Source organism: Alteromonas sp. 4NH20-0104, from assembly GCF_057547795.1.
The window spans coordinates 306,226-328,225 of record NZ_BAAJLP010000001.1 but is presented as its reverse complement, the minus strand read 5'-3'; the positions used below and the strand labels follow the sequence as shown (position 1 = coordinate 328,225).

22 protein-coding genes are annotated in these 22,000 nt (G+C 50.7%); all 22 read left to right on the top strand.

The annotated features are described in order from the left end of the window. The first annotated feature begins 21 nt into the window (after positions 1–21). The 22 genes from AC27IB_RS01495 to upp all read left to right on the top strand — a co-directional run bounded on the left by AC27IB_RS01495 (position 22) and on the right by upp (position 21,926). Complete coding sequence (locus tag AC27IB_RS01495; RefSeq protein WP_487118420.1) at positions 22–1,368, top strand: DUF1329 domain-containing protein; 1,347 nt, start codon at positions 22–24, stop codon at positions 1,366–1,368. 67 nt (positions 1,369–1,435) lie between these two features. Beyond that, positions 1,436–2,566, top strand: coding sequence for a YCF48-related protein (locus tag AC27IB_RS01490; RefSeq protein WP_487118418.1), 1,131 nt, complete (start codon positions 1,436–1,438; stop codon positions 2,564–2,566). After that, entirely contained in the window at positions 2,566–4,965 is a 2,400-nt protein-coding gene (locus tag AC27IB_RS01485) for an efflux RND transporter permease subunit (protein ID WP_487118416.1), read from the top strand. Before AC27IB_RS01490 ends, AC27IB_RS01485 begins: the two co-directional genes overlap by 1 nt. 128 nt (positions 4,966–5,093) lie before the next feature. Beyond that, on the top strand, positions 5,094–6,803 hold the full coding sequence (locus AC27IB_RS01480; RefSeq protein ID WP_487118414.1) for a sigma 54-interacting transcriptional regulator: 1,710 nt from the start codon (positions 5,094–5,096) through the stop codon (positions 6,801–6,803). 794 nt (positions 6,804–7,597) lie between these two features. Continuing rightward, positions 7,598–8,527: a catechol 2,3-dioxygenase gene (locus AC27IB_RS01475; protein WP_487118412.1), complete on the top strand. Its 930-nt coding sequence runs from the start codon at positions 7,598–7,600 to the stop codon at positions 8,525–8,527. 23 nt (positions 8,528–8,550) lie between these two features. Beyond that, positions 8,551–8,832, top strand: a complete 282-nt coding sequence (locus tag AC27IB_RS01470; protein WP_487118410.1) for a phenol hydroxylase subunit — start codon at positions 8,551–8,553, stop codon at positions 8,830–8,832. A 26-nt stretch (positions 8,833–8,858) separates the two neighbouring features. Continuing rightward, positions 8,859–9,857, top strand: a complete 999-nt coding sequence (locus tag AC27IB_RS01465; RefSeq protein ID WP_487118408.1) for a ferritin family protein — start codon at positions 8,859–8,861, stop codon at positions 9,855–9,857. Positions 9,858–9,865: 8 nt separating this feature from the next. Then, entirely contained in the window at positions 9,866–10,135 is a 270-nt protein-coding gene (locus AC27IB_RS01460) for an MmoB/DmpM family protein (RefSeq protein ID WP_105935989.1), read from the top strand. A 9-nt stretch (positions 10,136–10,144) separates the two neighbouring features. Next, positions 10,145–11,659 carry a YHS domain-containing protein gene (locus tag AC27IB_RS01455; protein ID WP_487118406.1) on the top strand — a complete coding sequence of 505 codons (1,515 nt, stop codon included), beginning with the start codon at positions 10,145–10,147 and terminating at the stop codon, positions 11,657–11,659. Between the two features lie 80 nt (positions 11,660–11,739). Next, complete coding sequence (locus AC27IB_RS01450; RefSeq protein ID WP_487118404.1) at positions 11,740–12,102, top strand: phenol hydroxylase subunit P4; 363 nt, start codon at positions 11,740–11,742, stop codon at positions 12,100–12,102. Positions 12,103–12,104: 2 nt separating this feature from the next. Beyond that, positions 12,105–13,166, top strand: coding sequence for a 2Fe-2S iron-sulfur cluster-binding protein (locus tag AC27IB_RS01445; RefSeq protein ID WP_487118402.1), 1,062 nt, complete (start codon positions 12,105–12,107; stop codon positions 13,164–13,166). Positions 13,167–13,466: 300 nt separating this feature from the next. Further along, entirely contained in the window at positions 13,467–14,927 is a 1,461-nt protein-coding gene (locus AC27IB_RS01440; protein ID WP_487118400.1) for a 2-hydroxymuconic semialdehyde dehydrogenase, read from the top strand. A gap of 12 nt (positions 14,928–14,939) precedes the next feature. Beyond that, positions 14,940–15,737, top strand: coding sequence for a 2-oxopent-4-enoate hydratase (gene dmpE, locus AC27IB_RS01435; protein ID WP_487118398.1), 798 nt, complete (start codon positions 14,940–14,942; stop codon positions 15,735–15,737). Further along, a complete protein-coding gene (dmpH, locus tag AC27IB_RS01430; protein WP_487118396.1) occupies positions 15,734–16,528 on the top strand; it encodes a 2-oxo-3-hexenedioate decarboxylase in 795 nt (264 codons plus the stop codon). Before dmpE ends, dmpH begins: the two co-directional genes overlap by 4 nt. A 25-nt stretch (positions 16,529–16,553) precedes the next feature. Continuing rightward, positions 16,554–16,787: a tautomerase family protein gene (locus AC27IB_RS01425; RefSeq protein ID WP_487118394.1), complete on the top strand. Its 234-nt coding sequence runs from the start codon at positions 16,554–16,556 to the stop codon at positions 16,785–16,787. Between the two features lie 2 nt (positions 16,788–16,789). Continuing rightward, positions 16,790–17,704 carry an acetaldehyde dehydrogenase (acetylating) gene (locus AC27IB_RS01420; RefSeq protein WP_487118392.1) on the top strand — a complete coding sequence of 305 codons (915 nt, stop codon included), beginning with the start codon at positions 16,790–16,792 and terminating at the stop codon, positions 17,702–17,704. Continuing rightward, the gene (gene dmpG / locus AC27IB_RS01415) at positions 17,704–18,738 is read left to right on the top strand and encodes a 4-hydroxy-2-oxovalerate aldolase (protein ID WP_487118390.1); all 1,035 of its coding nucleotides are present in this window, start codon (positions 17,704–17,706) and stop codon (positions 18,736–18,738) included. Before AC27IB_RS01420 ends, dmpG begins: the two co-directional genes overlap by 1 nt. Positions 18,739–18,749: 11 nt before the next feature. Then, positions 18,750–19,502 carry an SDR family NAD(P)-dependent oxidoreductase gene (locus AC27IB_RS01410; protein ID WP_487118388.1) on the top strand — a complete coding sequence of 251 codons (753 nt, stop codon included), beginning with the start codon at positions 18,750–18,752 and terminating at the stop codon, positions 19,500–19,502. A 94-nt stretch (positions 19,503–19,596) separates the two neighbouring features. Continuing rightward, complete coding sequence (locus AC27IB_RS01405; protein ID WP_487118386.1) at positions 19,597–20,016, top strand: tautomerase family protein; 420 nt, start codon at positions 19,597–19,599, stop codon at positions 20,014–20,016. 36 nt (positions 20,017–20,052) lie between these two features. Beyond that, complete coding sequence (locus AC27IB_RS01400; RefSeq protein WP_487118384.1) at positions 20,053–20,406, top strand: 2Fe-2S iron-sulfur cluster-binding protein; 354 nt, start codon at positions 20,053–20,055, stop codon at positions 20,404–20,406. Positions 20,407–20,644: 238 nt separating this feature from the next. Continuing rightward, positions 20,645–21,193 (top strand): hypothetical protein, encoded by a 549-nt coding sequence (locus AC27IB_RS01395; RefSeq protein ID WP_487118382.1) that lies wholly within the window; start codon positions 20,645–20,647, stop codon positions 21,191–21,193. Positions 21,194–21,296: 103 nt separating this feature from the next. After that, the gene (upp, locus tag AC27IB_RS01390; RefSeq protein WP_487118380.1) at positions 21,297–21,926 is read left to right on the top strand and encodes a uracil phosphoribosyltransferase; all 630 of its coding nucleotides are present in this window, start codon (positions 21,297–21,299) and stop codon (positions 21,924–21,926) included. The last annotated feature ends 74 nt before the right edge of the window (positions 21,927–22,000 follow it).

The following is a 22,000-nucleotide window of genomic DNA, read 5'->3' as shown; positions in this document are numbered from 1 at the left end:
ATCGAGGACAGGAGACTTATTATGTTTAATCAAATTCGTAACGCAATGACACTGGCTTTAACCCTGGCCGTTGTTCCCGCCACCTTTGCTGCCGGCACTGATGCCAGCAAGCTTGGTACTGAACTTAATCCGCTGGGGGGCACCATGGCAGGTAATGCTGATGGTTCCATTCCGGCCTGGACCGGTGGGCTGACCGAGAAAGTGCCTGGCGAGTACGCCGGCGACATTCCGCTGGAGTTATTCAAAGATGAAAAACCGCTGTATCGTGTTGATGCCAGTAATTATCAGCAATACGCAGAACAACTGACAGACGGCACCATTGAGCTGCTGAAAAAGTATCCGGACACCTTTTACCTCGACGTGTATCCGAGCCATCGTACGGCGGCGGCACCTGAGCAGGTTTACGAAGCTGTTAAGGCCAATGTGAAAAATTGTACGCTGGCAGAACAGGGCTACAGCCTTGAAGGGTGTATCGGCGGGATCCCGTTCCCAATGCCGGAAAATGGCAATGAGGTAATGTGGAACTTCCTGTTACGTGTGGAAGCCCCGTCTATTGAGTACACCTTTAAGAATATCGTTGGTAATGCCGATGGCTCGCACACGCTGGCTACCCGTAACGAAATTTCGTTCCAGTATCCGCCATACTATGAAGACGCTGATGCGGACGACTGGAACGGGGAATACTCCATGTTCCGTTTCAATACCATGGAGCCGCCGTTTAAAGCCGGTGAGTCTCTGGTTATCCGCGACAGTATCGATGCCGACAGCCCGCGTAAAGCCTGGCAGTACCTGTTAGGTCAGCGTCGCGTGCGCCGTGCGCCTACCGTGGCTTATGATACGCCCGACTTTGTTGCCTCAGGCGCTAACTACTTCGACGAAGTGCAGGGCCTGCTGGGTCACATCGACCGCTACAGCTGGACGTTAAAGGGCAAAAAAGAAATGCTGGTGCCTTATAACAACAATGGCTTTATCGCGCCGGATGCCGAAGAAGCTATTGCTGAGTTTCACTTAAACCCTGAACATGTGCGCTGGGAAAAGCATCGCGTATGGGCAGTGGAAGCACAGGTTGCAGAGGGCAAACGTCATGCGGTACCCACCCGAACTTATTATATCGATGAGGACTCCTGGGTGATCCTGCTGATGGACGGCTTTGATGCGGAAGGCAACCTGTGGAGAACCACTCAGGTCACGCCGTTTGTACTGCCTTCAGTGCCAGCGACGCTGATTAAAACCGCCACGGTATTCAACCTGCAGGCAAAAACCATGAGCGTCATTCAGTCACTTAATGGTGAAAGCTTCCACGTAGTGGATACCAAGCCCGAGACGTTCTTTACCGGTGATGCGGTAGCAGCAGACGCTGTACGTTAAACCAGGGTTTATCTTCCAGGCCTGCCACCGCGGGCCTTTTTCCCGTGATGTAACAGAGATAGTTATCATGAAACGAATGAACGTAGATGGCTTGTTCGGCTTTGCATTGCCTTCGTTTTTCCTGACCCTTTTGATGGTGTGCACAGCGCTACACGCCACACCTCAGAACGAAGCCGAATCTACCCTTCAGGATGTGCTGGTGGCGCCAGCTAAACAAAATAAAACCAGCAGTCATGCGCTGCAACTTGGCCTTGCCAAAGCGGGCAGTAAATTGGTTTCAGTAGGCGAACGCGGCGTTATTCTGCTCTCCGAAGATGAAGGAAATACCTGGACGCAGGCCAAATCGGTACCGGTATCAGTAACCCTCACAGCGGTCTCTTTTAGTGATCCAATGAACGGGTGGGCTGCTGGCCATAGCGGTGTGATCCTGGCCACCACCGATGGCGGTAACACCTGGCAAGTACAATTGGATGGTTATCAGGCTGCCGAGCTTGCGATGGCGGAAGCTGAATCGCTGATTGCCGCGGGTGACGAGCGCGGTGAACGGGCTAAACGCAACGCCGGATACCTGGTGAAAGAGGGCGCCGACAAGCCCATTCTTGACGTCTATTTTGCCAATCAGTTTGATGGCTGGGCAATCGGTGCCTACGGCCTGGCTTTTGCCACCAATGATGGCGGCGAAAACTGGTATTCCATTATCGCCAGACTGCCTAATCCGGCCGGGAAACATTTGTATAAGGTCGTCCGTTCCCCAAACGAACTGATTATTTTAGGTGAGCAGGCAGCGGTGTTCAGCTCGGCGGATAATGGCAACGGGTTCGTAAAACTCGATACACCTTATTACGGCAGCTTTTTCGACGGTCTGTTACTGGATGATGGTACCCGCCTACTGTATGGATTACGCGGTAACGTGTGGCGCCAGAACAAAGGTAAAGGGCGCTGGAAACGGGTGAAGTTAGGCTCTGAGGTGACGCTCACCAGTGGCGTGCTGACTACCGGCGGTAAGATCATGCTGGCAGATCAGAGCGGACAGCTGTTTGTCAGTGATGATTCGGCGAAAAATTTCAGCCTGCTGGGCCAGGCGCCCTTTGGTGGTATCACCGACATTATTGAGTCGCAAAGCGGCTATGCAGTTGCGACCGCGCGCGGTTCGCATCTGGTCAGTGACAATAATCTGGTGAGCACAGGGGCACGCTAATGACTAAACATACTCAGGGCGAAACCTTAATTCGCCATTTAGAAGATTTCGATACCAGTTCCGGGCGTATTCTGGAGCGGGCTATTTTTAATTTCCGGCCAATCATTATTTTACTGTGCCTGGTCGTCACCGGAATTCTGGGTTATCAGTCTACGCAGCTTACTTTAAGCGCGGCGTTTCAAAAAATGATCCCCAGTAACCATCCTTACATTCTTAACTTTCTGGATAATCGCAAACAATTGTCGGATACCAGTAATGCGCTGCGCATTGCGGTGCATAACACCAAAGGCTCAATCTTCGACGCTGATTATCTCGACACGCTGCGTCAGCTAAATGACGAACTGTTTTTGATGCCGGGCGTAGAGCGACCATTTATGAAATCGCTTTGGACACCGTCGGTAAGATGGACCGGGGTAACTGAAGAAGGCCTCGATGGCGGGCCGGTGATCCCGGATGATTATGACGGTTCCCAGGCCTCGCTGGACCAGGTGCGCCTCAATGTTGAGCGCTCCGGGGAAGTAGGGCAACTGGTGTCGGGTAACTATGCTTCCAGTGTCATACAGGTGCCGCTGCGTGAAGTGGATCCGGACGGTAATCAGCTGGATTACCACGCTTTTTCGGCCAAGCTTGAGGAGCTCAGAACGAAGTATCAAAAAGACGGCATTGAGATTCATATCACCGGCTTTGCCAAGGTGGTGGGTGACCTAATCGACGGTCTTAAGCAGGTACTGGTGTTTTTTGCGATTACCATTGGTATTGCTACCGTGGTGCTGTTTATCTACACCCGCTGTATCCGCAGTACGCTGTTGGTGGTGAGTTGTTCACTGGTGGCCGTAGTGTGGTTGCTTGGGTTGTTGCCAACGCTGGGCTACGAGCTGGATCCGTACTCGATTCTGGTGCCGTTTCTGGTGTTTGCCATTGGTATGAGTCATGGCGCGCAGAAAATGAATGGCATCATGCAGGACATCGGTCGTGGCATACATAAACTGCTGGCTGCGCGCTACACCTTTCGCCGTTTATTCCTGGCCGGTATCACGGCGTTAATTTCTGATGCGGTAGGCTTTGCCGTGCTGATGGTCATTGATATTCCGGTGATCCAGGATCTCGCGGTGACCGCCAGTATTGGTGTGGCAGTGTTGATTTTCAGTAACCTCATTTTACTGCCGGTGCTGCTCTCTTATACCGGTGTGGCGGATTCTGCCGCGAAACGCAGTATCAAAGCTGAATTGCAGGACGAGGCGGATGTCTCTCACAGTAAACATCCACTGTGGGCATTTCTGGATTTATTTACCCGTAAAAAGTACGCCACCGTGACCGTCATAGTGGCCATTATTTTAGGTGTAGGCGGCAGTGTGATCAGTGCCAATGTGAAAATTGGTGATACCGATCAGGGCGCGCCGGAGCTTCGACCGGACTCCCGTTATAACCTCGACAACGCCTTTATGACTGCAAACTATGCTACCAGTTCAGACGTGTATGTGGTTATGGTTAAGACAGAGCAGTATGCCTGTGCTCACTACGATACCCTGATGGCGGTTGATGCATTAGAGCAGGAATTACGTCAGTTAAGCGGTGTGGTAACCACTTCCTCGCTGGCCGGTCTGGCCAAAGTGGCCAATGCCGGAATGAATGAAGGTAACTTGAAATGGTACGGCATTCCGCGTTCGCAGGGCATGCTCAATGCCATCATTACCCGTGCACCGCGGGAAATGTTTAACCAGAACTGTGATTTGCTGACTATTTTTGCTTACCTTGAAGATCACAAATCAGACACCCTCAACGAGGTTGTTCAGACAGTAGAAACCTTTGCTAAGGAAAACAACACGGAGAAGTTCCAGTTCCTCAATGCGGCGGGTAACTCGGGGATTGAAGCGGCCACCAATATCGTGGTGGAAAAAGCCAATACGCAAATGCTGTTCTTTGTTTACAGCGCCGTTATCATCCTGGCTTTCATTACTTTCCGCTCGTGGCGGGCAGTGGTGTGCGCCATTCTGCCGCTGATGCTGACCTCGATTTTATGTCAGGCGTTAATGGTGTGGCTCAATATTGGCGTGAAAGTGGCAACGTTGCCGGTGATTGCGCTAGGGGTGGGGATTGGTGTGGATTACGCACTGTATATTCTCACTGTGATGAAATCGCGGTTACAGGATGGGGTATCGTTGTCTGAAGCTTACTATGATGCCTTACTGTTTACCGGCAAAGTGGTGGTGTTAACCGGGATTACGCTGGGTATTGCTGTAGCGACCTGGGTGTTTTCACCAATTAAGTTCCAGGCCGATATGGGGATCCTGCTGGCCTTTATGTTTATCTGGAACATGTTGGGCGCCCTGATCCTGTTACCGGCGCTGGCAAGATTCTTAATGCCAGTCGCAGCACCTCAAAACAAAGCAAAGGTATAGATTGCCGTTATGGTAAGTATATTGCTTAAATGAAATGGTGTTGTAAGTAAAGTGTTAACACTTTTGGGATTAAAGGGGTATGATGGGTGATTGATAGCCCCCATACCCCCCTGTTGTTGGACAGTAGTATGATTGCAGATCAACAAATAGCGCAGGAAGAAAAAGAGGTAGTCGATCGTTTCGACCTTCGCTCAAAACTCCGTTTTAACCAGGAAACAGGGAAGATCTGGCTAGGCGAAAGCCGTTTGTTGTTATTACATGCCAAAGCGCTGATGGAAATGCGCACCAAGTTATTTGATTACCTGGACGCCGAATCCGCCAAGCGCATGCTTATTCGTATTGGTTTTGTAGCGGGTGAGCAGGATGCAGACCTGGCGCATAAGCTCGCCGATAATAAAAACAGCTATGACGTATTCAGAATTGGACCGGAACTTCATGCGTTTGAAGGGCACGTCCGCTCTCATATCACCGAGGCAGAGATAGACTGGGAAACCGGCCGCTTTTTCGGCGAAGTGATTGTTGAGAATTCCTGGGAAGCTGAAGCCCATTTGCAGTCGCTGGGGTTATCTGAAGAAGCCGCCTGCTGGACCATTGTGGGCTATGCCTCGGGTTATACCAGTCGTTTTTTTCGCCGCTTTATTGTGTTCAAAGAAATTGAATGCATGTGTAAGGGCGACCATCACTGTAAGATTGTGGGCAAGCCTGCAGACTGCTGGGATGATGAAAACTACATAGAATTATTTCGTGACGATCCGCTTAGCCCATCATTACGTGAAATCGAGAAAGAGCTCAGCCAGTTGCGTGGCAAACGCCAGGTCAAGTACGATACCGATGGTCTGGTGGGCGCCTCCCCCGAGTTTACCAGCGCCTTAAACCTGCTGAAGCGCGCGGCGGATTCGCCGATTAATGTGCTGTTGCTGGGTGAGACCGGCGTGGGGAAAGAAGTCTTTGCCCGCTGGCTGCATGAACACAGCAGTCGCAGTGAAAAGCCGTTTATTGCGGTTAACTGCGGCGCAATCCCCCATGAACTGATTGAAGCAGAGCTCTTCGGTGTTAAGAAAGGCGCCTTTACCGGAGCTCAGGAATCCCGCCCGGGCCGCTTTGAACGCGCCGATGGTGGCACCTTGTTTTTAGATGAGCTGGGGGATTTACCCTTATCAGCCCAGGTTAAATTATTACGCGTACTGCAAACCGGTGAAGTAGAGCGACTGGGTGACGATGAAGTGCGCAAGGTAAACGTACGCCTGGTAGCCGCCACCAATGTCGACCTGCAGCAAGCTATTAAAGACAGTCAGTTCCGCGCTGATCTCTATTATCGTATTGCTACCTATCCGGTCAACATTCCGCCTTTAAGAGAGCGTCGTTCAGACATTCTTATTCTCTGTAATGCCATGATTGAACGCTTCTCAGCAAGTTATCAGAAGCGCCTGACAGGATTGTCAGGTCAGGCAATGCAGGTGCTGAATCGCTACGATTGGCCCGGTAATGTGCGTGAACTGGAAAATGTTATTGAGCGTGGTGTGCTACTGGCTACCGATGGAGGGTTAATCGAACTTGATCATTTGTTTGTTAACCCGCCGGAACTGGCAGATACCCAGGAACGCATCAGCGAAGTCAATGAACTGGGCCAGGTTAAGCCGCTCAGTGCGATGCCAGAAATGGATACCCAGTTTTACGATAAACTGCTTGAGCAGGGTGAGTTTGATTTAGCCAGCCATGAACAGCAATTGTTTGAGGCGGCCGTGCGCAAAGCCAAAGGGAATCTTACCCATGCGGCACAATATCTTGGCGTGACCCGCCGGCAACTGGCATACCGGGTTAACGAAAAACCGCGCTGAGCCTTGCCTGAGGTTTAACGTAACAACAGTCCCAACCCCACCGAACGGGTTTGATCATTTGATTAGCTCGTTTCGGTGATCCCTTTCTGATTTGATCAAATGAGCAAACCTTGAGTTTGCAGCACAATTTACTCTCCGGTTTTATACCTGTTCTTGATCTGACAAACCGACCTGGCATTTTGTTTTCAGCCCTAAACCACCCCTACTCCAGTAGGTGGTTATCATTCGTGGTAGGGCTTGGCCCGTATATCTATAAGTCAGCAAATGAAGGTGTATATATATCTTTGTCGGAGTCGCCGACCGCGACCAGAGGGTGTTGTGCGACACCCTCTGGACTCCCCGCAGCCCTTATCAGTGAAAAGCGTCATCGTCCCTGGCAGAACAAACTAGACCGCCAATGTCGGCACATCCCTGTGCCGCATCGACTGAATCCTCATCCATGATGATTCTTCCAGTTTGTTATGTCTGCCAGTGACAATGACAACACTGAAGAAGGGCACAATTATTGTCCTTTCTTCGATTTAAATAGAGCCTCCTTTTAGGGGGGGAACGCAAAGCCACCTTCTTTAGAAGGAAGATTCTTTACTGGGTTGTACAGCCTTACAAAATTGTCATGCTTAAACATCAAACTAACAAATGCGTTATGTAAACGTTAAATAAAATCGCCTTAAATTTACGTAAAATATAAAAATTACAATAAAATCAATGATTTTAAATGTTGGCATGATACCTGTAATAAGTTAATAAATTGTTGCGCCTCAGGGCGCTTAGAAGCTCAAAGTGGAGAACAAATTATGGCGATGACAGGTGTATTACGTCCAGGACATGTAGCGGTACGGGTATTGGACTTAGATGAAGCCGTTAAGTTTTACGGTGATGTCATGGGGCTGGTCGAGACCGGTCGTGACGACATGGGACGGGTATATTTTAAATGCTGGGATGAACAGGATCACAGCAGTTACATTATTCGTGAAGCCGAGCAGGCAGGTGTCGACTTTGTGGGTTTCAAAGTCCTCGATAGTGCTACCCTCGATAAGCTCGAAAAAGATCTGAACGCTTACGGTGTAGAAACCCGCCGTCTTGAAGCCGGTGACTTACTTGAAACTGGCGAGCGCGTGCGCTTTACCCTGCCATCGGGCCATGAGTTTGAACTCTATGCTGAGAAAACCAAAGTAGGTAATGGCATGGGCCTGACTAACCCGGCGCCCTGGTATACCCAGAGTGAACACGGTATTGCGCCGGTGCGTCTGGACCACATGCTGCTGTACGGACCAGACATCGCCAAGGTGAAAGCGATTTTTGAAGATGTACTGGGCTTTTATCTGGTTGAGCGCGTGCTGGGTGAAGACAATGAGACCGAAGCTGGCATCTGGCTGTCCTGCTCGCATAAAGTGCACGACATCGCATTTGTTGAATATCCCGAGCCGGGCAAACTCCACCATACGTCGTTTCTGATGGAAAGCTGGGAACGTGTGCTGCGTGCAGGCGACATTATGTCGATGAACGAGGTAGCCGTGGACATCGGCCCAACGCGTCACGGCATTACCCGCGGTTGTACCATTTACGCCTGGGATCCTTCCGGCAACCGCTTTGAAACCTTCATGGGCGGTTATCACCCTTACCCCGATTACGAAACCATTACCTGGACCTGGGATAACTTCGCCCAGGGGCTCGATTACCCGCAGCGTAAGTTGCATGAGAGCTTCCTGACGGTAGTGAGCTAACGGCAAACCTAAAAGGACAAATCATGAACGACAGTATTGCAGCGCCGAAAGAGCAGTTCGACACCTCGTTACATTATGTGCGGGTGACAGGCAAACGAGACGACGGATTTGTTGAGTTCGATTTCAGTGTAGGCCAGCCCGAAGTGGCGCTGGAGATGGTGCTTAAGCAGCAGGACTTTGAAAAGTTTTGTGAAGAGCAGAAGGTCATTTTTCTGGATGACGAAGCCGTGGTTTCAGACGACGAAGAAAAGAATGCCTTCCAGTGGAGTCTGCACGACGCTACCCATCACTTTCGTGACAAGTAGACAGGCAAAGTTAAGAGGAAAGAGTTATGCAAATCGATGTACAAACGGTCAATATTGAACAGAAAAATAAGACCTTTACACACTTGGAAAAGCGTTTTGGCACTAAGAAAATCCCTTCGCGCTATCAGGAAGCCAGCTACGATCTGCAGGCGGTAGAGAATCTTCATTACCGTCCCACCTGGGCGCCGGAACAAGAGCTCTACGATCCGAATTTAAGCAAAATTCGCATGAACGACTGGTATGACTTAAAGGATCCCCGCCAGTTCTACTACAGTACCTACACGCTTAATCGGGCCAAACAGCAGGAAACCATGGAGTCTAACTTCAAAACGGTTGAGTCGCTGAATCTGATTGAAGGCATGCCGGATCCGGTGCTGGCCATTGCCCAGGATTTACTGATCCCACTGCGCCATGCCAACTACGCCGCCAATATGAACAATACCCTGGTATGTGGTTATGGCTACGGTTCGGTGTTCACCCAACCTTGTGTCTACCACGCTATGGATAATCTGGGCATTGCCCAGTATCTCTCACGGCTTGGCCTGATGATTGGTGATGTGGAGTCGTTGGAAGCGGCTAAACAGGACTGGATGGACAGCGATGCCTGGCAGCCACTGCGCCGTTCACTGGAAGATTTGATGTGTGTACGCGACCCGGTAGAAGTGTTTATCAAGCAAAACTTTGTGTTAGATGGCCTGCTTTATCCGCTGGTATATCAACGCATTATCGATCACAACCTGGTTGAGCAGGGCGGCTCGGGTATCTCAATTCTGACTCAGTTTATGACTAACTGGTATTTGGAATCCGTGCGCTGGGTGGATTCAGTGGTGAAAACCATGGCCGCAGAATCGGCAGAGAACAAAGCCGTTCTGGAAGAATGGATTGATAGCGCGGCGAATCATTTTACCTCGGTATTACTGCCGGTAGCGGGCCTGGCGGTTGAGGGCAATCAGGCCGACGAGCTGGTCAGTGAGGTGCACGATGAATTGCTCAAGCGTGCCAAAAAAGCCGGTTTGTTTAAGTAGGAAGCATCATGTCGAAAGTATTTATCATTTTACAGGCCAATGAAGAGACCCGTTCTATCGTGGAAGCCATAGAACAGGACAATCCGGACGCCGAAGTTGTACACGAACCGGCCATGGTAAAAGTGCAGGCTGAGGGCCACCTGGTGGTGCGCCGCGAGACCATTGAAGAAGAAATTGGCCGTGAGTTCGATATGCAGGAACTCAATATTAACCTGATCACGCTCAGCGGCAACGTCGATGAAGACGAAGACGCTCTGACACTCACCTGGAACAGCTAGGAGACCATCGTGGATATTAAAAAGACCCCAAAGAAACTCAACGTTAAAGAGAAGTACCGTTTAATGACCCGCGATCTGGCCTGGGAGCCGAGCTATCGCGATGAGAAAGAAATCTACCCTTATGTTGATTATGAAGGGATAAAGGTTCATGACTGGTCGAAGTGGGAAGATCCGTTTCGCTTAACTATGGATGCCTACTGGAAATACCAGGCGGAAAAAGAGCGTAAGTACTACGCCATCATTGATGCACATGCACAAAACAACGGCCATCTGAATGTGACCGATGCCCGTTACTTAACCGCTATAAAGCTGTTCCTGCAGGGCATTAGTCCGGGCGAATATGCCGCGCACCGAGGCTTTGCCCGGGTCGGTCGTGAGTTTGCCGGCGTTGGCCCGCAGGTGGCGTGTCAGATGCAGTCCATCGATGAAATCCGTCATGCCCAGACCCAGGTTCACGCCATGTCGAACTACAACAAGTTCTACAATGGCTTTAAAGACTTTGCCAGTCAGCGGGATCGCATCTGGTATACCTCGGTACCCCGTTCATTCTTTGATGATGCCATGTCGGCAGGGCCTTTTGAGTTTCTGATTGCGATTGGTTTCTCCTTTGAATATGTCCTGACCAACCTGCTGTTTGTGCCGTTTATGTCGGGCGCTGCCTACAACGGCGATATGGCCACCTGTACCTTTGGTTTCTCGGCGCAGTCAGATGAAGCCCGTCATATGACCCTGGGCCTTGAGTGTATCAAGTTTATGCTCGAGCAGGATCCGGACAATATTCCGATTGTACAAAAGTGGATCGACAAGTGGTTCTGGCGGGGTTGCCGTTTGCTGACGCTGGTGGCGGCGATGATGGATTACATGCTGCCTAAGCGCGTGATGTCATGGCGTGAGGCGTGGAACATCTACGGTGTGGAAAACGGTAATGCGTTGTTCCGCGATCTGGCCCGCTACGGCATTAAACCACCAATGCACTGGGACGATGTGGAGAAGAGCATCGACCATACTTCGCATCAAATCATGCTGGGTCTGTATCAGTGGAAGTTTGGTACGGCGTTCCATTCCTGGACACCTACCGACAGCGATATTGAATGGCTGAAAGAGAAGTATCCAACCACTTTTGAAAAATACTACCTGCCGCGCTGGGAGTATGCCATTGCGCAAAAAGAAGCGGGCGGTGAATACAATAACTTTGGTTTGCCGAAACTGTGTCAAACCTGTCAGCTGCCGTGCTTATTTACTGAGCCGGATGATCCAACGCAACTGGCGCACCGCGAAACCGAGTACGAAGGCGAGAAGTATCACTTCTGTTCTGATGGTTGTCAGCATGTGTTCGAGCAAGAGCCTGAAAAATACGTGCAAGCCTGGCTGCCGATGCCTGCGTTGATGCAGGAGCCGTTAAAAGGCGATCTGGCTGCCTGGATGGAGTGGGTAAGTCTGGCGCCGACGGCAGCAGGCGAATATGCCAACTCAGAAGACAAAGCCAACTTCGAAAAATGGCGCAAGCAGGTTTCTACCGACTAATAACAGTAAGTAATAAACAGCTGCCCGGCCTGACCGGGTAGCGTGAGCCTGCCAGCGCAGGTGACTACAGGAGAATTATTATGGCAGTTGTAGCAAAGGGCGAATACAAGTTCCCGTCGCGAGACAGAGTTGAGAACTATTATGGCCATCAGTTGTTATTTGCATGCTGGGATCATCATTTGCTGATGGCGGCACCGTTTATGTTGTTTGGTGCGCCGGATCAAAAACTGGGTGACATTATCGAGCAACAATTAAAGCCGCTGATGCAGCCGGATCCTGATTTCAACAGCATTGACTGGGACGCTATTGAGTGGACCAAGAGCGGTGAGCCTTGGACGCCTGACTTTAATAAAACGGTAAAAGAAAACGGCCTGGTACATAAAGAGCAATTCCGCTTTAAAACGCCTGGTCTGTCAACACTGGTTCCGCCTCAGGGAGAATAACCATGAGCTTTGAAGTCACCATTGAGCCATTGGGACAAACCATTGAGGTAGAGGAAGAGCAGACCATTCTGGATGCAGCGTTGAGGGCGGGTATTTACCTGCCCCACGCCTGCTGCCACGGTTTATGCGCTACCTGTAAAATTGACGTATTGGACGGCGAAGTCGACCATGGCGAGGCCTCCAGTTTCGCGTTAATGGATTTTGAGCGCGATGAAAATAAATGCCTGGCGTGTTGTGCGATCCCGGAAAGCGATTTGGTGATCGAAGCGGAGATTGAGGAAGATCCCGACTCGCGTAACCTGCCGGTACAGGACTATGCCTGCACGGTGAGTCGGATTGAAGATTTAACGCCGACCATTAAAGGGATCTGGCTGAAAATAGAAGGCGGTGAAGGGATTGATTTCCAGGCCGGGCAGTACATCAATTTAAATCTACCGGACGAGATAGGCAGCCGGGCATTCTCGATTGCCAGTACGCCGGGGGAGGCGGGCGAAATTGAGCTCAATATCCGCAAAGTCCCAGGCGGCGTGGGTACGGCCTATATTCATGACGAACTGAAAGAAGGTGATGAAATTTCCTTTAGCGGGCCTTATGGACGCTTCTTTGTGAAAAAATCAGCCGACATGCCGATGATTTTTATGGCCGGTGGTTCAGGGTTGTCCAGTCCGCGCTCAATGATAGTGGAATTACTGGAAGAAGGTTGCGAGCATCCAATCACGCTGGTTTATGGTCAGCGCAGCCGCGAGGAACTTTATTATCACGATGAGTTTTTAGCCCTGGCTGAGAAGTACCCTAACTTCACCTATATCCCGGCGCTGTCGGATGCCGGTGGCGATGGCGACTGGCAGGGAGAGGTGGGCTTTGTTCACGAAGCCGCGCAACGTGCTTTTGATGGCGATTTCAGTGGTAATAAGGCCTATTTATGTGGCCCGCCACTCATGATCGATGCCTGTATCAATACGCTCATGCAAGGCCGCTTGTTTGAACGGGATATCTATACTGAGAAATTTATCTCAGCGGCGGATGCCCAGCAGGTACGCAGCCCGTTATTCAAAAATATCTGATGGGTGGCACAGGGACGTGATCCCCATCAGCCTGAGTTATCCAGACGATAACGGTTGTACAACAACTGCCGCAATGTGTTCCGAGCCCTCAGGCGGCGGACCTTGCGGCTTTTTTGTTTGCCTGTCCGCAAGGCGGGTGACGGCACTAACCGAGTGATTTTTAATTATACCTTTTAAGTATTGGTTTGATTTTCAAATGGTATTAGACGGTATGGGGTTGTGAATTTACACTGACTTTAAGTGTTATTGAGTTGTAAATATTAATTTAAGGGCTTGCGTAGCCTAAAGTGAGAGTCCGATATGCGCCAAGTAGAAAATTTTATCCGCGGAGAGTTTGTTGCAGCCAGAGATGGCAAGCGTTTCAACAAAGTATCTCCGGTTACCGGCGAGGTTATCGCCAGCATTGCCGAAGCAGGTCGCAGTGACGTTAATGAAGCCGTATTAGCGGCTAAAGCTGCGCTGCAGGGCGAGTGGTCTACCTTTACCACCAAACAGCGGGTGGAAATGCTGTATGAAGTGGCAGATGAAATCACCCGCCGCTTTGAAGATTTTGTGGAAGCCGAAATGGCCGATACCGGTCAGCCTTCTCATGTCATGCGCCATGTATTTATTCCTCGTGGCGCGGCCAACTTCAAAATTTTCGCTGACACTATCAAAAATGTCCCTACCGAGAGCTTTATGCTCGACACGCCGGATGGCGCTGGTGCATTGAACTACGGTGTGCGCACACCGAAAGGCGTGATTGGTGTTATCAGTCCGTGGAACGCGCCGTTCATGCTGATGACCTGGAAAGTGGGTCCGGCCCTGGCCTGTGGTAACACTGTGGTGGTGAAACCATCAGAAGAAACGCCACTTACCTCGGTATTGCTTGGCGAAGTCATGAATAAAGTGGGCGTCCCGAAAGGCGTTTATAACGTGGTTAATGGATTTGGTCCTGACTCTGCCGGTGCATTCCTGACCGAGCACAAAGATGTTGATGCCATTACCTTCACCGGTGAAACGCGTACCGGTACCGCCATCATGAAAGCGGCGGCCGAAGGTACCCGTGATGTGTCTTTCGAAATGGGCGGCAAAAACGCCGGCATTGTGTTTGCTGACTGCGACTTTGATAAAGCCATTGAAGGGATTTCCCGTTCGTCATTCTTAAATTCGGGTCAGGTGTGTTTAGGTACCGAGCGGGTTTACGTTGAACGCCCTATTTTCGATAAATTCGTAGCCGCACTCAAAGAAAAGGCCGAAGCGGTTAATTACGGTAAGCCTACTGACGAAGGCGTTAACTACGGCCCGCTGATCAGTAAAGAGCATCAGGACAAAGTGCTGTCTTACTATAAAAAGGCGGTGGATGAAGGCGCTACCGTGGTGACCGGTGGAGGCGTGCCTGAAGTCCCTGAAGCGCTCAAAAATGGTAACTGGATTCAGCCCACTATCTGGACCGGCCTGAGTGATGACGCGGCCGTGGTGAAAGAAGAAATCTTTGGCCCGTGCTGTCACATTCGCCCCTTCGACAGTGAAGAAGAAGTGATTGGTCTGGCCAACAGCACCGACTACGGCCTGGCAACCACTATCTGGACCAAAGACCTGCCGCGGGCACACCGCATGGCGGCCAAAATCGATGTGGGTATTTGCTGGGTAAACAGTTGGTTCCTGCGCGACTTACGCACTGCCTTTGGTGGCACCAAACAGTCGGGTATTGGCCGCGAAGGCGGCGTTCACTCGCTGGAGTTCTACACCGAGCTGCGTAACGTTTGCGTGAAGCTATAGGAGCGGTCAGACATGGATAATTCACAGATTAAAAAACTGGGTAATGACTTATACGAGGCCATGGTGTCACGCAACACCCTGGTGCCGTTTACCGAGCAATACCCGGATATCACCCTTGAGCAGGCCTATAAAATTCAGCTGCAGTATATCCAGCGTCGTCTCGACGCCGGCGAGAAAATCGTTGGCAAAAAGATTGGCGTTACCAGTAAAGCGGTGCAGGACTTTCTCGGCGTGTTTCAACCTGACTTCGGTCAGCTCACCGACAAAATGGTGTATCAGGAAGGCGAAACTATCGACCTTAATGAGCTGATTCAGCCTAAAGCGGAAGCGGAGCTGGCCATTGTGCTTAAAGAAGACCTGATTGGCCCGGGCATTACCGGCGTAGACGTTATTCGCGCCACCGATTATGTCAGCCCGTGTTTTGAGATTGTCGACTCGCGTATCACCGACTGGAAAATCAAAATTCAGGACACCGTGGCCGATAATGCTTCCTGCGGTGTGTATGTGGTGAGTAACCTCAAAGCCGATCCTCGCAAAGTGGATATCACCATGGCAGGGATGACTCTGTACAAAAACGGTGAGCTTTTCTCTACCGGCGTGGGCGCAGCAGTACAAGGTTCGCCGTTTAACGCGGTGGCCTGGCTGGCCAATACCCTGGGTGAACTGGGCATTCCGTTTAAAGCGGGTGAGGTGATCTTATCCGGCTCGCAGTCTGCCTTAGTAACGGTGACCGATGGCGATGAACTCGAGTGCTACATCGCGGGTGTCGGGGGTTGTAAAGTGAATTTTGCCGGGAGCACAAAAGTATGAAAACCAGCTTAACCCAGGAACAAATCATCCGTTTCAGTGAGCGGGTGGAAGGTGCGCAACGACGTGCCTACGATATTCCCAAACTGACAAATGAATACCCTGAAATGACCGTTGAAGACGGTTACGCGGTGCAAAATGCCTTGCGTGCCCGGTTTATCGAACAGGGCGAAAAGCTTATTGGCTGGAAAGCCGGTTTAACCTCGAAAGCGAAAATGGTGCAAATGGGCGTGGATAAGCCGTCGATTGGCTTTCTTACCGACGCCATGTCGCGGCCAGAAAATACCGCGATCAGCACGCACGATCTGGTGCACCCCAGAGTGGAATGTGAAGTGGCCTTTGTGACCAAAACCGATCTGAGCGGCCCGGCCTGTACCCGCGCCGATGTGCTCGCCGCGACCGACTTTGTGATCCCGGCCATCGAAATCATCGATTCACGCTACGAAAACTTTAAGTTCGATTTACCCAGCGTGATTGCAGATAACAGCTCATCAGCGCGTTTTGTGGCGGGCGGTCGTCCTCGTTATGTAGAAGATATCGAAGTCGATGGTATCGGCGTTGCTATGGAGCTTAACGGCGAAATCGTCGAGATGGGCTCGTCTGCCGCGGTAATGGGTCATCCGGCCGATGCGGTAGCCATGGTGGTTAATATTCTGCACGACATGGGGGAAACCCTGCCAGCTGGCAGTTTTGTGATGAGCGGCGGAATTACCGCTGCGGTTGCGGTGAAGCCGGGTGACAACGTTATTGCACGCTATCAGGATTTGGGCAGCGTTAGTCTTCGCTTCGAATAATCCGACACCTGAGTGGAGAACAACCATGCCAATACTCGAAATGCACCTGATGACAGGGCGAACGGAAGAACAAAAGTGTAACGCTGCCAAAGCCGTTACCGACGCGCTGGTATCGTCGCTGGGCGTTAAGCGTGAGTCAGTACGGATTTTAATTACCGAGCACGGGGAACATGATTTTTTTGTTTCCGGAATGACCATGAAAGAACGTAGTCAGGCTCAGCAGGCAGCCCAACAACCACTGAATGCAGAGGGGAAATAGCAATGAAAAAGATTAAGTGTGCGTTAATTGGTTCGGGCAATATCGGTACCGACCTGATGTATAAAGTGATGCGCAGCGAGTGGCTGGAGCCAGTATGGATGGTGGGTATTGACCCTGAATCCGAAGGCCTGGCACGCGCTAAAAAAATGGGCCTGAAAACCACCGCCGAAGGCGTAGATGGTTTGCTTCCTCATGTGAAAGAAGACGGTATTCAAATTGCTTTTGATGCCACCAGTGCTTATGTACACGCGGAAAACAGCCGTAAGTTAAATGCCAAAGGCGTGATGATGATTGACCTCACCCCGGCGGCAATCGGCCCGCTTTGTGTACCGCCGGTTAACTTGAAAGAACATGCCGACAAGCAGGAAATGAATGTGAATATGATTTCCTGTGCCGGTCAGGCGACTATCCCTATTGTTAATGCGGTCGCACAGGTACAGGGCGTGGAATACGCCGAAATTATTGCCAGTCTGTCGAGTAAATCCATTGGTGCGGGTACCCGCGCAAACCTGGATGAATTTACCTTTACCACTTCTAACGCCATTGAAAAAGTCGGTGGTGCCAAAAAAGGCAAAGCGCTGGCTATTATCAACCCCGCTGATCCACCGATCATTATGCGCAACACCATCTACTGCCTGACCGAAGGTGTGCCGGATGAAGTCGCCATTCGCGACTCCGTGCTCAAGATGATTGAGGAAGTCCAGAAATACGTACCAGGATACAAACTGGTGAATGGCCCGACCTTCGACGGCAATAAAGTGGCGGTGTTTATGGAAGTGGCTGGTCTTGGTGACTACCTGCCGAAATATGCCGGTAACCTCGACATTATGACGGCGGCGGCTACCCGTACCGCAGAAATGTTTGCCGAAGAAATTGCCAACGGCACTATCACGTTAACCCCGGTGGAGGCGGCGTAATGAGCGATAAAAACATTATTTTACACGACATGTGTCTGCGCGATGGTATGCATGCTAAGAAAGAGCAAATCAGCGTAGAACAAATGGTTAAAGTCGCAAAAGCGATGGACGACGCTGGTGTACCCTACATTCAGGTAACCCATGGTGCCGGTTTAGGCGGAAATTCCTTGCAGCACGGCTTTGCCCTTGCCAGCAACGAAGAGTACATCAGTGCAGTCGCAGAGGCAGTAAAACAAACTATCATCTCTGTGCTGCTTATCCCTGGACTTGGCACCATGAAAGAACTGAAGTCAGCCTACGAAAGTGGCGCGCGCAGCGTGCACGTTGCTACCCACTGTACTGAAGCTGACACCTCACCCCAGCACATCGCTTTTGCGCGTGAACTTGGTATGGATACGTCGGGCTTTTTAATGATGTCTCACCTCAATACTCCACAGGGCCTTACCGAGCAGGCATTGCTGATGGAGTCGTATGGAGCGAATACCGTTTACATCACTGACTCCGCGGGCTTTATGTTGCCGGAAGATGTGACCGAAGTGATTACCCGTCTGCGCGGTGAACTGAAGCCGGAAACGGAAATTGGTTTCCACGGCCATCACAATATGGCACTGGGCGTATCGAACTCAGTGGCGGCAATAAAAGCCGGCGCCACTCGCATTGATGCCTCTGTTGCGGGGCTGGGGGCCGGTGCGGGCAATACGCCGCTGGAAGTACTGGCGGCAGTGCTTGAGCGGATGGGCATTCCTACTGGCCTGGACCTGTTTAAACTGATGGATATCGCCGAAGACGTCATTACCCCCATGATGGATCATATGGTTCGCATTGACCGTGACTCGCTCACTCTGGGTTATGCCGGCGTTTACTCAACCTTCCTGCTGCATGCTAAAAAAGCCGGAGAGAAATACGGCATCTCTGCCCGCGATATTCTGGTAGAGCTCGGCCGCAAGAAAATGATCGGTGGTCAGGAAGATATGATCCAGGATACCGCCATGACGCTGGCCAAAGAAAAAGGCCTGTTAAAAGAAGCTGTATAAAAAGGTGCATTATGCCTGATAAACAACTCGCCATTGTGGTTGGTGCAACCGGCACCTTTGGTGTGGAAATTGTGCGCCAGTTAATTGAAAGCGGCCTGCATGTGCTGGCCGTTGGCCGCAGCGCCGATTCGCTGGCCAGTTTAACTGAGCGCTTTAGTGACGTGAGCGTGGTGCAGGCTGATATCAGCCAGGACAGCGCTATAGAAGCGATTAAGTCTGCCATTACCGGACCGGTAAAAATGGTGGTGCATGGGCCGGGCGTGGCCGTGGCCGGCGGCATTTTAAAAGCGCCCACGGCAGCTATGGTGGATGCGGTCAACATTAAAGTGGGCGGTATCTTACGTCTGAATCGCGCTGCCGATGAACACTTTAGCGACAATGCCCGCATTGTCGCCATTGGTGGTCATTATGGTCTTGAGCCTACTGAATATGCCGCGTCTGCCGGCGTGGCGAATGCTGCGCTGGTTAACGTAATGCGTCAGTTGTCCTTAGCTTATGGTCGACGCGGCATCAGTGCCCACACTATTGCGCCGGGCCCTGCCGACAGCGAACGGTTACGCAATGTTGCTGCAGCGCGTGCTGAGCAACGAGGCATCAGCGTGGATGATGTGCTGGACGAGTTACTGGATGAATCCTCGGTGCATCAGTTTACCACCGCCGGGCAGGTTGGCTGGGCAGTGTGTAACCTGCTCGATGATCGCGCTATCGGCATGACCGGCTCGACAATTATGCTCGATTCTGGTCGTCGTAAAGGGTTGCCTTAAGCGCTGACAAACTGCTGCGCTGGCGACGTTTGTCAGTAAGTGTGTAGGGTTGATTGTATCAGGTTCATAAAACCTGTTTATCGGGAGTAGTGTTATGCCAATTGTTAAATTTCACCTTGCTGATAAAGATATCAGCGATGGTCAGATTGAGTCAGTGATTGAACAGGCCACGCAAATTTATGCCGGGGTGCTGGATAGTCCGGTTGAACGCATTCGTGTGTTTGTGGATCTGTTTGCCCCTAAGTTAATTGGGGTAGGCGGCAAGCTGGTGAGTAAAGGCGGGAAAAATGCGCCGTTTTTTGAATTTATTGTGATGAAGGACCGCACCCTGGCGCAGCGCCAGGCCATCGCTGAGCAGTTTACTGACATGCTGGCCGCCACGCTCAAGGTCGATAAGGCCGACATTCGCGGTAACTGCTATACCGTAGAGCCCGAAAACTGGAGCATTGCGGGCAGTCTGGCATCACAAATCCGGCAAGCCGAAATTGCGGCCAGAGCGCAATCCGGCGCTTAACAATAAGCCGGGCGTTGCGAGGCAGGGGAGAGCACTATGACCTTTAACATCGACATTATAAACACTCAGGAAAGCTATTCCTGCCGTGCAAATGAGTCGTTACTCGATGGCATGGCGCGCCTCGGACGTAAAGGGATCCCGGTAGGCTGTCGCGGTGGCGGCTGTGGGATCTGCAAAATTAAGATTGAAACCGGTCAGTACACCACCAAAAAAATGAGCCGCTGTCATGTTAGCGAAGAAGAACAGGCGGCCGGCATCGTACTGGCTTGTAAAGCGTTTCCAACTTCCGACATAACGTTGCGGGTGATTGGTAAATGCCAGCGCCAGTTTGAACGAAAATGTGTTAAAGCTGAAACGTTTTTACTGGCGACCAGCGAGAGCGGTGAATAACTACTGGTGAAGAAAAGAGCACGAGGTGCGGATAATTTGGACATTATCAACACTTTTTTACAGGGCGCTTGCGCCCTGTTTTTTTTGCGAAATATTTTCAGGGTGCCTGCCATAATTGCACGCTCATTATACAAAAATATGTTAGTTTTCAGTTTTATTTTATATTAAACAGTGACTTATAACTTGGCGTGAAGATTGTATCGTTTTAATCAATGTAAGAATAAAGACGGGGTACAGTATGTCTGAGTCTAATGAGAATTATCGCACAAAACTGGTTAATGCGGAGCAGGTGCAGGTGGCATCGGTGTTCGATTCGAAACTGAGTGCGAAGAAAGCTATTGAACAAGTCGTCCGCGGCACGGACGTGGAGTCTCAGCAGGTAACGCTGATTGAGCCGGACGATAGCGAGTTTAACCGCAAGCTGGAAGGTGACAGTGAGGCATTGGGTAAGATGATGTGGTATTCCCACCTGTTGCTCGGTGCTGCCGGATTGGTGGTAGGCTTAATCACCGCGTACCTGTTGGTAAATATTGGCCCTGCGCTGACCCAACAAAACCCGCTGGCTACTTACATCGCATTTATCTCACCGGGTATTTTCATTAGCCTGTTTGTTGCCGGATTACTGAGTCTGCGACCAGACCGCACCCAAATTATTGAGGTGGTCAGAAAAGCGATTAAGGCCAAGCATTATGCCGTAGTGGTGAATTTAAAAAATGGTCAGTCGGTTACTAAAGTCCGCGAACTATTTGGCCGTCATAGCAGCCAGGTAGTGGAGTCGATTCAATAACACTGCTAGTCGTATCGCATTTTCGCTATCAAAAGACTCACATTTTGTGAGTCTTTTGTCGTACCATAGCTGCCTATTATTCACTACACAGGGATGTCCCATTATGGCTATTCACGAAATCACTCATCCACTGGTTCAACATAAAATCGGCCTGATGCGAGAAGCTTCTATCAGTAGCAAGGATTTTCGGGAGCTGGCTGGTGAAGTGGGTAATCTGTTAACTTACGAAGCGACCCGCCACTTGCCGGTGGAACTGGTAGACATAAAAGGCTGGACCGGTGAGAGTCTAAAGGTGAAGAGCATTAAAGGTAAAAAAATTACTGTTGTTCCCATTCTTAGGGCAGGCCTGGGCATGCTCGATGGGGTTTTAAACCTTATCCCCAATGCCAAAATCAGTGTGGTGGGGTTATACCGGGACGAAGAGACGCTGCAACCGGTTGCCTATTTTGATAAGGTAGTTAAAAACATTGATAAGCGTACGGCGTTAATTGTTGACCCCATGTTAGCCACTGGTGGAACGCTGATTGCCACCATTGATTTACTCAAACAGAAAGGCTGTAAAAAAATTATGGGCCTGTTCTTAGTGGCTGCACCGGAAGGGATTGCGGCCGTGGAAGCCGCTCATCCTGATGTTGACATTTACACCGCGTCGGTAGACGACAGACTGAATGAAAAAGGCTATATCCTGCCGGGGTTAGGTGATGCCGGTGACAAAATATTCGGTACCCGCTAAGTTTATTCCTCGCCATCGCCAGCGTGTCTTCTCTTAAACAAAAGGTTAAACGATTTAGAACGTTTAACCTTTTG